This window comes from Alicyclobacillus sp. ALC3, from assembly GCF_028751195.1.
In the GTDB taxonomy this organism is placed as follows: Bacteria; Bacillota; Bacilli; order Alicyclobacillales; family Alicyclobacillaceae; genus Alicyclobacillus_L.
On sequence record NZ_CP066784.1, the window covers coordinates 61268 to 75548 of the forward strand.

The following is a 14281-nucleotide window of genomic DNA, read 5'->3' on the forward strand; positions in this document are numbered from 1 at the left end:
TTAATCCGACAGGGTTCATTCGTAGTATAGCGAAACAACATTTAGACTCCCTTTAACGACGCCAAACAAACATTCCCATTCCAGTCGTTGCCTCTCTCATTACCGTATTGTCCTCAGCTAAGTGAAATCTGAGAGCCGACTGAAAATAAGCTGAAAGTTTCTCGAAATCGACCACTTTCAATCGACATGTACCCGAGGTTCGTTATAGCATCAAGGAGTAGGGGGTAACAGGGGGGGTATAGCGTGAGACACCAGGCAGCAGCTAAGCAAGCGATGAAGAAGGCGGCACAAGCTAAGAGCGGGTCCCCCTGGGCAACTCTACTTGTCTCTGTCAACTCCTTCGCTGTGGTTGCCCTCGCCAGTGTCTACTGGCTAACTCAAAATCAATGGGTGGCAGGGGAGCGTTATTGGGTCATCAGCCGAGCGGCAGCCCTCGCGGCCTTTCTCGTACTGACTGTTGTCGTGGCTATCGGACTGATTCTCAGTCACCCGAAAAATAAAGCGCATTGGCATTTGACTCCTAAGCTGTTGCCTTGGCATCAGGCGCTGATGGCGGCCTTATTCGCACTCATCGGGCTACACCTTTTCTTTACAGCCATCGACAGTAAATCTGGCATCAACGGGATTGCGGTGTTTCTTCCAATTCACTCACAGTACCATCCACTGGCCGTGGAACTAGGGGCAGCTGGACTTTACTTACTGCTCTTCGTCTTCGGCACCGCCTCGTTGCGTAAGTGGGTACGCGTCTGGTTGCCAATTCACAGGTTATCTTGGCTGACCTGGGTGGTTCTCTGCGTTCACGGCTTTTTTGCCGGGACGGACACTCACCTCAGATTCATCTATTGGACAGCGGGAACCTTGTTATTTCTCATGTTCTTCTGGCGCCACTGGACGAACAATGAACGCAAACCGCTCGCACGACCGACCCTCGCCAAGACACGCCAGAGTCAAAAGGAGGTAGAGCCATGAACATGGCGTGGAAAAGAGTGTTGCTCGGCACAGCCGCCGTCGGTTTTACCGGCATGGTCGTAGGGGAGATGCACGCAGCCCACGCGGCGACACCATCAACCGGAACCAGCCAGCCACAAATCAGCCCATCGACACAAGCGCTCCAGAAACAGGCAGTGCAGTTGCAGCGCGAGATTTCTGTCATGAAGCAGAGACTCAAACAGTCCGAAAGCGCGGATAGACTCACTGTGAGCACCCTCACAGCGTTACAGAACAAAGCCGTCACCCTGCAAAAGCAGTTAGCGGCGCGCAAGCAAGCCATAGCATTGCAACAACAGCGTGTTACACAGACGAGTACGCCTCCTGCCGTACAGTCTGTGACAAGAGCATCGGGACACGGCGACGACGGGGGGGACCACCACGATGGCTCGCACGACGACTAAGCGCTGGCAATTAGCAACAGTTGGCGTCATGAGCAGCGCGGCCGTCTACTCGGGATTGGTGTATGAATTAGAGCACACCGTTACAGCACAAAATCAACAACTTCATCGCGCAAATAGCGTCGTGAGTCAGCGCAAAGCACTGACAGCAGAAATTGCACAAAGACGACAGGTCTTGACGCAACTGGAGAAGACAATCAGCCAGGTTCAAACACACACCAAAGAAGTACAGGCAAAACTGAAGACAGTCCAGCACGAAATCACGAATTTGAAATCCGGACTCACCGTTTCTGTCCAGTCGGTTGGAAGTGTACAGTCACTGTCACCCACGGTGTCTATTCCTTCGTCATCGTCACCGCCGCCGGTGCAGTCCGTCACGCGAGCTTCGGCGCCGTAATCTCGAAGCAACAACGTCAGCGAGGCAGCTCTGAAATTACCATCTGCTCATGAAGCCACGAGATGTACTGCTGCATCGCTGACGTGAATGACACAACTTGCCCCTTTGCGATAGTGAGATAGACGGCGGGCGAGTGTTCCCACAGTGGTCCGTTCATTGCGCCCCGCAAAAACACGTACTTTGTAACGACCTCGGCCAGAGCAGCACGGGCAGCCACTGCGGTAACGGCCAACAGCTGTGTAGGTGCACTCGCTCCCAAAGCCGGGTCAATCAGGTGATGCACCGTCCGTCCAGACTTCACCCACGCCTTGCGTCGGACGGAACTCGTGCAGACGGCAACCCGCTCACTTGCCGACAGCGGGATCGTCAGTGCGGCTGCAAGAGGAAATTGGCCTTCCGGGTCTTCAACCCCGATGTTCCATGGGTCACCGTTGTGCTGACAACCGCCAATCACGATGTCTCCGCCAGCATCGATCAGGTAGCCAGTGAGTGGGTGGGTGGAGGTGAACCGTGCAATCACCTCCGCAATAGCATCGACAGCGTACCCCTTGCCAATGCCACCGAGGTCCATAGGTTCATCGATTTCAACAATGGCTCCCTGCGTCAGACGCCCAATTTCACGATAGAGTGGATTGCTGGACAAAGAACCTTCAGATGAGCGCCCAGTGACCGGAGCCCCTGGGTAGCCGATTTCCTCTAGGACCGTAAGTATCCGCGGGTCGAACGCGCCGTTTGTCCATTCCCTCATGGTTTCGGCCAGACTGAGAACATCGGCTAGAGTCCGCGAGATCACGACAGGGTTGCCGATTTGACGGTTCAACAGGGTGAGTTCGCTGTCGCTCCGAAACCTCGACATGCACTGCTCCAGACGCTCTGTGTCTGCTGCCAAAGTGGTGAACAGGGACTCAACCTCTCCGGCCCTGCCCTTGACATGTGAAATATCATCCAGACGAATGCGGAAGGTGGAGCCCATCGCGGAGAACTCATGCTCATAGACGCTCATGTCTGTCACTCACCTTCTGGTCGGATCCGCCAATACACGCCGCCTTCACGAGCCATGAGACGATTTACAATAAACTCTCGCCGCAACGTGGCAAAGTCGGGGTGATACCGCTTCAGAACTTCATTTAAAGTCGCTTCGGGGTATTGCGAACCCCATTCAAACTGATCGACTAGCCACTGAAGGATGACTAAGCGTTTCTTACGACTTGCAGGAATCTCTTTTAAACGTCCTTCGATAAAAAAATCACGTAACACTTTATCTTCCCAAGAGTCACCACTTGCACTGGCAATCACCGACAAATGTTCGGGCTCAAGCCACTGGTGAAGGTTTCGCAACGACTCAACGTCAAATTTGTAGTAATGCACATTGCCTTGCGGTTGCATGTAGACAAGGCCTACGTCACGCAGCTTACTCAAGTGATGAGAGACAGTGGGGGGTTTAAGGCCCAAATAGGTGGACAATTCATCTACACTCGCAGATTTTTCCGCCAACAATCCAAGAATTCGCAGTCGACTCTCATCAGCCACGGCTTTCAGCAGCTTGACTACCGACTCGCTGTCGCCTTGCATAGACATAAAATCGCCTCCATGAATGAACTCAGCTTAAGTTTTCTTCCCGTTGAGTATATACATATATCTAATTTCGATCAATATCGAATTAATGCAGACGTCGAATTACATGAATCATGCACCGTTGCAAAGACGATCCGCAACAGTTGGTTGAACTACGAGATCAGGTGACCACTCCCCATGCCTAAAGCAAGGGGTTTTACGGCGCGTTTGATAAAGGAACGACAAACTGTTTCCTAACATCAGTAGACAGCGACGCACCGTGACATCACGCAGTCGCTTGCCACGTGATGTCACGGTGCACCGGACATTACGCCCGGCGCATATACGCTTTCACGGTCAAAGGAGCAAAGACTGCGACGATAATTGCGGCACCCAACAGGGAGAGAATGAGATCGGACCCGACGGTCCCTGAGTTTGTCAGATCACGCACAGCGCTCACTAGGTGAGAGACAGGATTGATGTTGACGAACCCTTGAAGCCATTTTGGCATCGTGCTGACGGGCACGTAGGCGTTGGACAGGAACGTCAAGGGGAACAGGATGAGCATTGCAATTCCTTGCACACTGGATGCAGTCCTGGCGATGACACCGAAAAACGCGAAAATCCAACTGATGGCCCACGAACAAACGATGACGAGAATCCCCGCGATGGCGACATCTCCAAGACCGCCAGATGGGCGATAGCCCATGATGTAGCCCATGACAAAGGTCAACACGGTGGCGATGGTGTAGCGGATGGTGTCGGCAAGCAGAGCCCCAGCCAGTGGTGAGATGCGTGCGATGGGGAGTGACTTGAACCTGTCGAATACGCCCTTTTCCATGTCCTCACGGAGTTGCACGCCTGTGACAATGGAAGTGGTAATCACGGTCTGCACCAGAATCCCCGGAATGATGACGGGTAGATAACTCTTTACGTTTCCGGAAATTGCACCACCGAAAATGTACGTGAACATCAAGGTGAAGACAATCGGCTGAAAGACGACATCAAAAAGCTGTTCTGGAGTACGGCGGAATTTCAGCAGACCTCTATACGCCATGGTCAGCGAGTTGGCTATCGACTGGCGCAGACTGGTGTGGTTTTTCAGAACGCGCGCCGTCCCTGGCGTAATCATGACCCCGCTCATGCTTTTACCCCCCCGACTTCAATCAAATCCGTCTCTGGTGTGGTGTCTCCATCCTCGACGCCATGGCCTGTAATGGTCAGAAACACCTCATCCAATGTCGGCTTTTGCACACTGACTTCCGCAAGGGCAACGCCTTCTTGACGAAGTGCGATGAGAAGGTCGGTAACCCTGTCGGCTTTGGCCATAGGTGCAGTGATTTTTCCAGTGTTGGCGGAGAAGCTGGCCTCCACCCGCAGTGTCCTTTGCACGAGTTGACAGACCTTCAGTATATCCTCCGAGTTTTCGACACGTAGATGAAGGGAGGATGTGCCTACCGATGCCTTCAACTCATCTACCGTCCCTTCGGCAATGACCTTGCCGCGGTCGATGACGGCAACACGATCGGCTAGTTGGTCCGCCTCATCGAGGTATTGTGTGGTCAATAACACGGTTGATCCCGTTTTTACTAACCGGCGGATGGTGTCCCACATTTGTGACCGGGTGCGTGGATCGAGGCCGGTTGTCGGCTCATCAAGGAAGATGAGCGGCGGTTGAGCAATTAGACTTGCGGCCAAGTCCAACCGCCGCCGCATGCCGCCGGAGAACTTCTTCAGGGGCCGCTTCGCCGCGTCCATGAGGTCGAATTCTTCCAGCAGGTCTTGCGCCTTGCGGCGTGCATCAGCGTGACTGAATCCGAGTAGGCGGCCAAACAGCACCAGGTTCTCCATGGCAGACAATGTCTCATCCACAGACGCATACTGTCCGGTAACGCCAATTAACTGTCGAACGACCTGAGGTTCACGCACGACATCGTGACCAAAAATCCGAGCAAACCCGGCGTCAGGACGCAGTAACGTGGCCAGCATCCGAATCGTCGTCGTCTTACCCGCACCATTTGGCCCTAGGACACCGTATATGGCCCCGGTTGGCACTGCCAAATCCACACCCTCAACTGCCCGATTTGTCGCAAAATGCTTGACTAGGCCTTGGGCTTCCACGGCAAGGTTTTCGTGAAGACTTCTTTGGGTATTTGCGATGAACCCATCCATAAACTCAGTCCTTCCTGTGTCATGAAGTCTTTTACAACATAGTGCATTATTGTGAACTGAACATGAACAGTCGAGCTTGCACGGCGGGTCGTTACAGCGGGTCGTTGCTAATACCCAGCCAAAACAATACGCCAAACCGCTCATGAGTACTAATTCCTCCCACTATTGCCATTTCGACAGAAAATGTCTACGTGACATGGAAAGGCTAGTAATAGGGTAGCCAAAATAATGTCATCAGGAATCCACCCACAGGGGGACTTTGTATCCGACTTTAGTTGGAGACTGGATTACTCTGTTTTTAGGTGAAGATGTGAAATGCGCGAGCTTAAGGTTGCTCGGAGTTCCCTTCTGGAGAAAAACACATTCCGGAATGATGGGTGTACGACGCTATGTGATACGATAAACAATGTAGTACGACAGCAAGATGACTAGCCAGACTAACGGCGCGTAGAGATGCGCAGTCACTCCATTGCAGGATTAATAAATAGTTGCACGACAAGTTGGTCAATAGAGTGAGACACTCTAGTCATACGATGTCAGTACGTCGTTGGGGCGTCATGGAAACGAGGGATATCTGCTTGGTCCAAAACGATTTGTCTTTGGCTATCTTGAATGAGAGGGATATCCCCCAGCTGATTCAATTGTCTGATAGCGTTGGATGGGACTATGATGAATCAGAGATCAAAACCATCATGGAATCTGGCATGATTTATGGTTACAAGACAGTGAGCGGCAAAGTCGCCGCATCTGCAGCCATTGTCCCGTATAACAAAAATTTGGCGTCACTTGGCATGGTGATTGTTCATCCACATTACAGACGACTTGGGTTAGGCAAAACAGTCACAATGAAATGCGTACAGTCACTTCCCAGTTCAGTACCTATCATGCTCATTGCAACGGCTGAGGGAATACCAATGTATGAACGGTTGGGATTTAGGTCAGTTAACAGTGTTCAGAAACTCTTATGTGACTCGTTCCAAAGGCCGATGAATCTTGATACGAACGAATTTATCTTGGAGCGATTCCATGATCGCAACCTGTCGCAAATCATTGACCTGGACCAAGTTGCTGTTGGAGCGAAACGAGACACCTTTTTGATTGCTCGCATAAAGCAAGCAAACCAAATAATCCTTGCCAAGAACACAACTGGGAGAGTAGTCGGATATGCGCTGTCAATTCAAGGAACGGTCAACCTTCTTGTCGGTCCTATTGTTGCACCCGACGCTAAACTTGCTATGCAACTACTAGAACAACTCGCAACAAACAATTCCAACACGATTCGGATAGATGTTCCTCAAGAACAAACTCAATTTACGTCTATGTTGGTTCGGTGCGGATTTGAATTGGTTAGTCAGCCCCCAATCATGCTCTTGAATGGCGATGAACTGCCACCGCGGAGCGGACAGCTATTCGCAATTGCTGCTCAAGTATTCGGGTGATTTATGTTAGAGCCGATGCCGCAGTTACTGTGGTGCGCTAACGCCTGAAGCACCTGCCATCGATATGACTTAAAAGCCAATCTGTAACGCACTCCACAGACAAATGTTCCTCGGCGACGCGAACGACAAAATCATCAATCGCTCGGTATATACCGGTAAGCGAAATAAGGTTTACCTCGTATCTAAGCTGATAGACTTATGCTTAGAAGCAAGTCAACGTCAGTTTGGACCGAAAGGACATTTGCGCCGATGATATCTTCCGCAACAGGGCTACTTGTATCTCATGAAACTCGTCTTGCTCGCTACGCGGACGCGTCTACGAATTTAGCCTTGCTCAGTAATCAACGACTTCAGGAGCGAGTGGCAAATGGTTCGATTCTGTACACCGGCATCGGTGGTACATCGGTGTTCATGCAGCTTGAAGACACGCCAATTTTTGTGAAGATAATACCACTGACGGAGTTAGAAAAACGTACTGAGAATGTCATGTCCACTCGAAACGTGTTCGATCTGCCACCGTATTGTCACTATGGTATTGGCTCTCCTCCAGGTGGCGTTTGGCGTGAAGTGGTCGCACACATCATGACAACCAACTGGGTGCTGACAGGACAGTGCGAAGGTTTTCCCTTGATGTATCACTGGCGGGTGTTGCCCAATATGCGCATGCCACTGTCTGAAGAATTTATGGATATCTCGCACATGGTGGAATTTTGGGATTCTGAGGCTGTGGGAAATCGTATCGTGGCAAGTGAACAATCAACAGACAGTATTGCACTGTTCTGCGAGTACATACCCCATAACCTTCATGACTGGATGAATGAGCAAGTCACAGCGGGGACAGATAAAGCCAATTCAGCCTTCGCGATGGTGGATTCCCAGGCGAGGTCTGTTGTATCGTTCATGAATTCGCAGGACTTACTCCACTTCGATGTTCACTTCGAGAATATTCTAACCGACGGACGTCGCATTTACATCACAGACTTTGGTCTCGTCATGTCGACTCGATTTGAACTGTCCGATTCCGAACGGGCGTTTTTTGAATTGAACAAGGCTCACGACGAGTGTTACGTAGTGACGCACCTTGTAAATTGGCTTGTTGCGGGTTTGCTTGGACTAATGGACCGAAGAGACCGTATTGACTTCATACGTCGGTGTGCTAATGGGTACGACCCAACAGCAGAAGTGGGCTGTGTAGCAGGGAATATCATCAATAAATATGCTCCAATCGCAGCGGTCCTAAATGATTTCTACACCGAATTGCGTGTGGATAGCAAAGCTACGCCATTCCCTGTAGAGGAGATTCAAAGGCTCTCCGAAGCAATTGAGTTCGAACGGAAATCAGTTGCACCATCCATGTAACCCACGCCAGTAACATGGAGGTGCCTTAGCATTCACGATTAAGTTCCGTCGCCAAAGGGTTGCCATGTCCAAAACTACAAATTAAAGGCGTGGGGTCAGTCCGAACCATCTTGCATCCTAAGACTACTCAGGTGGAGAGCGGGATTCGTTGAGAGACGCAAGTCCAGTTCGGGGAAGATCTCGGGTGTCCACCTGCCCCTTGGCCGGTGGCCTGGTCCGAGCCTATTCTACATAACAAGTCTCCTAATTTTGTTAATCTGGTTGAGTGAGGAACTCGTGCTCATCATACGAATCTCCGTTGAGGAGGGCTGAGATGGATAGGCGTTGGTCGCATTTGACCTCGAGTCCTGACATGATGTAGTTTGTAGCATCTGGATTGTCACTAATTGTGTGGATGCCAGTGTAAATGAAGACGTAGGTATGCCAAGAGACGAAAGCGGGGGACTTCAATGAAAGACATTTTGTGGGTTTTATTGGGCGTGGTAATCGGTGTTGGTGGTTTTTGGATCATTACTTATAAACCCGGGTCTGATGTGTTCAAGCCAACTAGCCCAACCAACGTATCTCTGATGTTTGAACAAGCGGTAAACAACAATAGCCTATACAGCGTGAGAGAACTAATGACTCCGCAAACCAAGGACAGCTTTACACGTAATGAGTTGAAGGCAGTCAGAAAGTATGTGAAGGCGGGTACGAAGGAGGAAAGTACTGGGACTGGATATAGCACTTACGAGGTTGTAACATTCGGATCTAAAAATATACCTATTACGCTTTGGCTCGCTCCACCGCTCACCGCCACGAAGAGCCCCCTGTGGTTGATTCAACGCATCACCGAAGGGGCAACAGTGACATCCCCTCCTAAATGACAGCCTTTGGGGGCAGGCTGTTTGCGTAGGTCCCTTAAGCAAACTGGCTTATCTCGCAGACAGATTTGCTCACGGCGGTATATGACTATTCACCAGAGAAATTTCTGAGGTCTGTCATTATCGGGCCAGCAATCTGCAAGTAGAGTACCGCTGGAAAGTGGGGATTTTGCTGCAAACCGACTGGAAGAAGGACCGATTCAGTGCCATTGAAAACCATGAAAACCCTATGATTCTTGCCCGTATGAAAAGTGGCTATGCTGTGATTGGTGATACGCAGTTCCTTCCTGGATATTGCGTTCTATTAGCGTATCCAGAAGTCAATTCTCTTGAGGACCTGAGCTTGCAAGGCAGGACAAATTTTCTACGAGACATGAGTTTGTTGGGCGAAGCCGTTCAGTTTGTGTGCAGTCCACGCCGTTTGAATTATTCCATTTACGGAAACTCGGATGAATTTCTGCATGCTCATGTCTTCCCGAGATACGACTGGGAGCCAGAAGAACGAAGCCTTATCCAGTCTGGAAGTATCCCGGTGAAATGTGGGTTATGCCGGCAGTACAATACTGTGATGAAAAACATTTGTCATTAAAGAGGAAAATCACCGATAAACTAATATCCTTGACTAGTTGTGTGATTTTTTAAATCAATTTGACGTAACCAAACACGGAGCGATTACGTCAAATTGTTGTACGCGGGGGAGGGGCATTAAGAATGAAGCACTATAGGCAATTCGCAGTCGCTGGACTGGCCCTGACCACAGTCGGTATTCTGGCTGGGTGTGGGTCGAACAGCAACAATCATGACGCAGGATCGAAGGTAACTCACGACACCGTCGTTAGCACAAACACTACCAATCATGTGACCACGACCAGCGCCGCATCTGGAAACTCGCCCGCGGTCAACCAAAATGGCACGGAATTAGGCAACAGTGTCACGGAAACAATAGGAGCGGGACATTCTTACCACGGTCAAATTCAAGGCGATGTACTTACGCTGTCTGTGAAACCCAGTACTCTCACATCTTTGCCATCAATCCAACAAACTGCAACGAATAGCGAATTGCGTTCCACATACGGGACCATTCAGGCGTCGTCCGGAAAGAGAACCGTAAACCCACTGCAAATCACTTTGACCAGTCATGGGAGCAAAGGTGTCATTTATGCGGACGACAGCAAGTCACTAAAGTACCTCATGGATTGGCAATTGAGCGGGAACTATCTCTATTTGAATATCGGTGAGCCTGCTCCAAATATGACAACCGCAGATTTCGGTGGAGAAGCGGTTGTCATCAATCTCAAAACCAGGCAGGTCGCCTTCAAGCAGTCTATCGGGATGGAAACACAACAGCAGGAATTCATTACTCCGTCTGCAATGGTGTTGCAGTGGTTCGTTCTAAGTGGACCAGGGAATAGCACTGTGAACGACTATACGAGAATCACCAACTTTTCAACTGGGAAATCCATTACACTCAAAAGCACGATCACGAAGCCTCTGGGTCAGGACCCATATGCCATCGGGAATCGTGTGTACTTCGCAAGTGGTTCAAAAATTTATTTCGTTGACTTTCCTCCAGCCGTATGGAGTGGAGGTTCCCACAAGGCTTATCAACTTGTCCTTAGACCTTCGGTGAAGATTACATCGTGACTTGTTGACCCCATGACTACATAGCCCGGATCGTCCTCCAAAAATCCCATTAATGGTCAGGAAACTTAAGTTAAACGGAGAGGAGGGAGTGTAACTTGTCATTTGCACACATTGTGGCACACCAGACGCGCGGTTCGTCAAAACTCGGACACCTTGAGCATCCCGCCATGTTGAACCATAGGGACCGTCGGTTTCTCCATCACCATACAGACAATCACAGTTGCGAATAAGAAGCGGGGCCCGAGTTTCAAAGGCGTCAGGTCCCCAACTGGCCGAGTTTCCTACAGGACAAGTTGAGCTTGGCAATGCCGACCGAGAAAACTCTCCTCACGCACGCAGACACCGGATGCGATTTTCTGGCTTCAACATTCGACGATGGAAGAAGGGGAAAGAGCGAGTTCTCACCAAACCGAGTCGCAAAACAATTCAACTTTCAAACGCAGCCTGTCTAAGGATTCCAGAGCATTTGCAATGGCAGACGTTGTAGAAAGACGCAACCAGTACCGCTACAACCAGGCAGCCAACCTCCCTCACCACCGGAGGTCTGCAACGAAGAATTTCGGATGCAAGGACGATCACGCTAATGTCTACATGCTCCACAAGCTTGGGCTCTACAAAATAGAGTACCAAAGACAAATGCTCACAACGGAATCCCTATTGTTAGTGACGGAGCATAGTGACCGAGGCTTGACGGTGTAAGTTGTCCGCGAATTGACGGCGTGATTGTCCACTGCCTCAGACAAAGAGGGGGAAGAGTTTCCCCTTCCCCAGTGCTCGTAGATTTTAGACTAGACGTCGATGTTGACTCTGTAGGTTCTTCCCTCGATAAGACCAAGGGGTACACCGTCGGCAATGACGTACCATGAGCGGACCACTTCTAGTCTGACAATCTGATCTTTGTCCATGCGTAATTAATATGCGTCCCCGCAGTGCAGGCCATACCATTCGCCGTCTCCTTCCACTACCCAGCGTTGCAGTTCCCCATCGTAGTCCAGCCTTGCCTCCTTGAGCTTCATGAGAGTCCCCCTGAATCACCCGGTTGATGCGTATTCCGGATGAAAGTAGCCACCCATTCCGGAAATTCGCGGCCACCGATTCCCGTTAATTGCAGCCACTTGTTCCGGAAAGTCACGGCCAGCCATTCCGGAAAATCACAACCACTTGTTTTGACGTCTGTCGCCTCCGTTATCTGCAATCTAGTTACATTCCGGAGAGAGGAGTTGTCGTCGCCGTTGCCTAGGGAGAGGTCACCAATGCGCAAGATTCACCAAATTTTGAGGCTGCACGCACAAGCTGGTCTCAGCGAACGAACCATCGCCAAGAGCGTTTCGCTCTCACGCAGCGGGTACAGATTGGTCACAATTCAGGTGGAATCCCCACCTGAATACGATTTGAAATTAGAATGAGGTAACCACACCTTCCGTAGCTAAATGGCAGGATAACACAAGAAGGACCGTATGGTGGTAATTCACATTTCCACACGTTATAATATCATATACGATATCGTTCTGGGCAGGGCGATGTTCCTCGTCACGGGAACCACGTGAAAGAAGTTTACGTGAAGCAAGCTATAGAAATCCTCAGCCAAAAGGGGTGGATTTGATGGAGAAGGATTTGGATTATTATATGTCATTGCCATATGCCATCACGGTGATTCCGGATCCCCAATCAGGGAGCTATGTAGCAAAGATAAACGAGTTACCCGCCTGCATTACGCAAGCGGAGTCGCTACCTGAATTGATGAATATGATTCAAGATGCAAAGCGTTGCTGGTTAGACAGCGCACTGCAGGATGGTATTGAAATTCCTGAACCAATTGACTTAAGTGATACCGAACCCAGCAAATTTCTTTTGCGTTTGCCAAAATCGCTTCAACGTGATTTGGCTGCCAGAGCAAAGTTGGAGGGTGTAAGTCTTAATCAGTACATGCTTTATCAGCTTGCGCGTTCGGTGGGACCTACAAGCATGCAAGGTCCCGCACAGGATGAGATGGCAGCAACCGTGGCCGGATGAAAATGGCGATTCGTTCAACTGTCATGTCGAGTTAGTGGTCGCTTGTGATGGCTAGAAATAGCGGGTTCAGGTTGAAATTCTTGTCTTTGTTCCACCCATGGCAGATAAAATCCCATAATGAAATCCGCTCAGCTCCGTATGAATATACAGCCGCGCATAGACAATCCATGTGGGACTAAAGGGCAGGAACGTGTTTTTACGGGGGGGATGAAAAATGGATCATCGTGACCCAGAGTCGTGTTCAAACTGTGGTAGCACTGAATTTGTTCACGGGATATTGCAGGGACACGTTAATGAAATGCCCAGACAAACTAGGCGTCCCTACTTCGCCAAGAATTCAGGAATGACTATCATAGCCTGTATCAAATGTGGCATGGTAGTGAGCATGTGGCTTAGAGAACCAGAAACCCTGAAATAGATGGTGCTGTTCGTTTCAAACTAACGGGGGCTTAACCTGAGGAAGTGTTGTCGTTTGTGGTTTACATAAACATTCGTCGACGACAAATCCATCAGATAATTGACTGGTAAGACTGTCCGGGTTGGTAAAATTCTAATTACAATTGAGGGACTAAGATGAACATGCTGGAAATGTACAACTACCATGCTTGGGCAAACAAAACGCTGCTGGAGCGATTGAAGCAACTGCCTTCTGAGGTCTTTCACCGCGAAATCAAAAGTGTTTTCCCTTCGATATCCAGCGTGATCTCCCATGTGTATACCGTTGACTAGCTGTGGTTCTACATCATTTCTGGTATGGACATGCCCGAAGCTTTAGACGTTGAAAAGGCAAGTGGAAAGGGAAAGAACATTGATGAAATCGACGCAATGTTTCAAACCTTATCTGAAACATATAAGGAAACTTTATCTCTAAAGGCAAACCCACATGAGTTAATGTGGCTAAATATCCCATGGGAGGGCAAGCGAGAAACAAGTTTGTCTGAAATGGTAATGCATGTCGTAACGCATGGAACGTATCATCGAGGAAATGTCACAGCCATGATACATCAAATTTGTATGGATTGTTGGTCTCATATACGAACTGTGGATTCTTAGCGCCGCATATACGACGAACTCAACAGTCCTTGACTCAGCCATTATTGTTGTGACCCTTGTCGTTGGATGTACGGGTTTCATGTTGTCTAAGTAACTGAGTATGTGGGATAAACCGGCGGCTTATCTGGAAGAAGGATTTGCTCTCATCCGTACATTAATATTCACCAAGGGATTTTCTGGGTTATGTCGTTAGCGGGCAGAAGAGTGCGACAGTTGGTCTATGCAGGTGTCGAGGTGAAAGGCGGGCGAAGAAAACATGCCGTGGGTGATTTTGTTTATCGTGTTCTCTCTGTCGTGCAGTTTAGTGGTGTTAATAGTAAACCCCAGATGGAGGGATGCGTCTCATTTTGCAAAGCCTCTTTTCCCCATATTGCTGATTGCATGTTTTTCGTTCATCGG

The 14281-nt window shown here is 49.7% G+C and carries 15 protein-coding genes and 1 pseudogene; 11 read left to right on the plus strand and 5 right to left on the minus strand.

What is annotated here, in order from left to right; all coding sequences use genetic code 11:
- Positions 1-243 precede the first annotated feature (243 nt).
- Genes JC200_RS00315 through JC200_RS00325 form a run of 3 tightly spaced genes read left to right on the plus strand, consistent with a single transcriptional unit; the run spans position 244 to position 1785 of the window.
- Positions 244-969 carry a hypothetical protein gene (locus JC200_RS00315; RefSeq protein ID WP_274434211.1) on the plus strand — a complete coding sequence of 242 codons (726 nt, stop codon included), beginning with the start codon at positions 244-246 and terminating at the stop codon, positions 967-969.
- Positions 966-1391 carry a hypothetical protein gene (locus tag JC200_RS00320; RefSeq protein ID WP_274434212.1) on the plus strand — a complete coding sequence of 142 codons (426 nt, stop codon included), beginning with the start codon at positions 966-968 and terminating at the stop codon, positions 1389-1391. The genes JC200_RS00315 and JC200_RS00320 overlap by 4 nt, the downstream gene beginning before the upstream one ends.
- Positions 1372-1785: a hypothetical protein gene (locus JC200_RS00325; RefSeq protein ID WP_274434213.1), complete on the plus strand. Its 414-nt coding sequence runs from the start codon at positions 1372-1374 to the stop codon at positions 1783-1785. The genes JC200_RS00320 and JC200_RS00325 overlap by 20 nt, the downstream gene beginning before the upstream one ends.
- 16 nt (positions 1786-1801) lie before the next feature.
- Here the strand turns inward: JC200_RS00325 and JC200_RS00330 are convergent, their stop codons facing one another.
- The 4 genes from JC200_RS00330 to JC200_RS00345 form a co-directional block, all read right to left on the minus strand.
- The gene (locus tag JC200_RS00330) at positions 1802-2788 is read right to left on the minus strand and encodes an FAD:protein FMN transferase (protein ID WP_274434214.1); all 987 of its coding nucleotides are present in this window, start codon (positions 2786-2788) and stop codon (positions 1802-1804) included.
- Between the two features lie 5 nt (positions 2789-2793).
- Positions 2794-3363 carry a DUF2087 domain-containing protein gene (locus JC200_RS00335; protein WP_274434215.1) on the minus strand — a complete coding sequence of 190 codons (570 nt, stop codon included), beginning with the start codon at positions 3361-3363 and terminating at the stop codon, positions 2794-2796.
- A gap of 304 nt (positions 3364-3667) precedes the next feature.
- Positions 3668-4483 (minus strand): ABC transporter permease, encoded by an 816-nt coding sequence (locus tag JC200_RS00340; RefSeq protein ID WP_274434216.1) that lies wholly within the window; start codon positions 4481-4483, stop codon positions 3668-3670.
- Positions 4480-5511 carry an ATP-binding cassette domain-containing protein gene (locus JC200_RS00345; protein ID WP_274434217.1) on the minus strand — a complete coding sequence of 344 codons (1032 nt, stop codon included), beginning with the start codon at positions 5509-5511 and terminating at the stop codon, positions 4480-4482. The genes JC200_RS00340 and JC200_RS00345 overlap by 4 nt, the downstream gene beginning before the upstream one ends.
- A 578-nt stretch (positions 5512-6089) precedes the next feature.
- Between JC200_RS00345 and JC200_RS00350 the strand changes: the two genes are divergently transcribed.
- From JC200_RS00350 to JC200_RS00370, 5 genes are all read left to right on the plus strand, one after another.
- Positions 6090-6950, plus strand: coding sequence for a GNAT family N-acetyltransferase (locus JC200_RS00350; RefSeq protein WP_274434218.1), 861 nt, complete (start codon positions 6090-6092; stop codon positions 6948-6950).
- 411 nt (positions 6951-7361) lie between these two features.
- Complete coding sequence (locus JC200_RS00355; protein WP_274434219.1) at positions 7362-8309, plus strand: protein kinase family protein; 948 nt, start codon at positions 7362-7364, stop codon at positions 8307-8309.
- Positions 8310-8758: 449 nt separating this feature from the next.
- Positions 8759-9175 carry a hypothetical protein gene (locus JC200_RS00360; RefSeq protein ID WP_274434220.1) on the plus strand — a complete coding sequence of 139 codons (417 nt, stop codon included), beginning with the start codon at positions 8759-8761 and terminating at the stop codon, positions 9173-9175.
- 157 nt (positions 9176-9332) lie between these two features.
- Positions 9333-9761, plus strand: coding sequence for an HIT family protein (locus tag JC200_RS00365; RefSeq protein ID WP_274434221.1), 429 nt, complete (start codon positions 9333-9335; stop codon positions 9759-9761).
- 122 nt (positions 9762-9883) lie between these two features.
- Positions 9884-10816, plus strand: coding sequence for a hypothetical protein (locus JC200_RS00370; RefSeq protein WP_274434222.1), 933 nt, complete (start codon positions 9884-9886; stop codon positions 10814-10816).
- A gap of 911 nt (positions 10817-11727) precedes the next feature.
- On the opposite strand, the gene JC200_RS00375 is transcribed toward JC200_RS00370, so the two are convergent.
- Positions 11728-11832 (minus strand): DUF5348 domain-containing protein, encoded by a 105-nt coding sequence (locus tag JC200_RS00375; RefSeq protein ID WP_274434223.1) that lies wholly within the window; start codon positions 11830-11832, stop codon positions 11728-11730.
- A 237-nt stretch (positions 11833-12069) separates the two neighbouring features.
- Between JC200_RS00375 and JC200_RS00380 the strand changes: the two genes are divergently transcribed.
- From JC200_RS00380 to JC200_RS00390, 3 genes and pseudogenes are all read left to right on the plus strand, one after another.
- Entirely contained in the window at positions 12070-12222 is a 153-nt protein-coding gene (locus JC200_RS00380; protein ID WP_274434224.1) for a hypothetical protein, read from the plus strand.
- Between the two features lie 196 nt (positions 12223-12418).
- Positions 12419-12829 carry a type II toxin-antitoxin system HicB family antitoxin gene (locus JC200_RS00385; RefSeq protein ID WP_274434225.1) on the plus strand — a complete coding sequence of 137 codons (411 nt, stop codon included), beginning with the start codon at positions 12419-12421 and terminating at the stop codon, positions 12827-12829.
- Positions 12830-13417: 588 nt separating this feature from the next.
- Positions 13418-13882 (plus strand): annotated as a pseudogene (locus tag JC200_RS00390) (DinB family protein).
- The last annotated feature ends 399 nt before the right edge of the window (positions 13883-14281 follow it).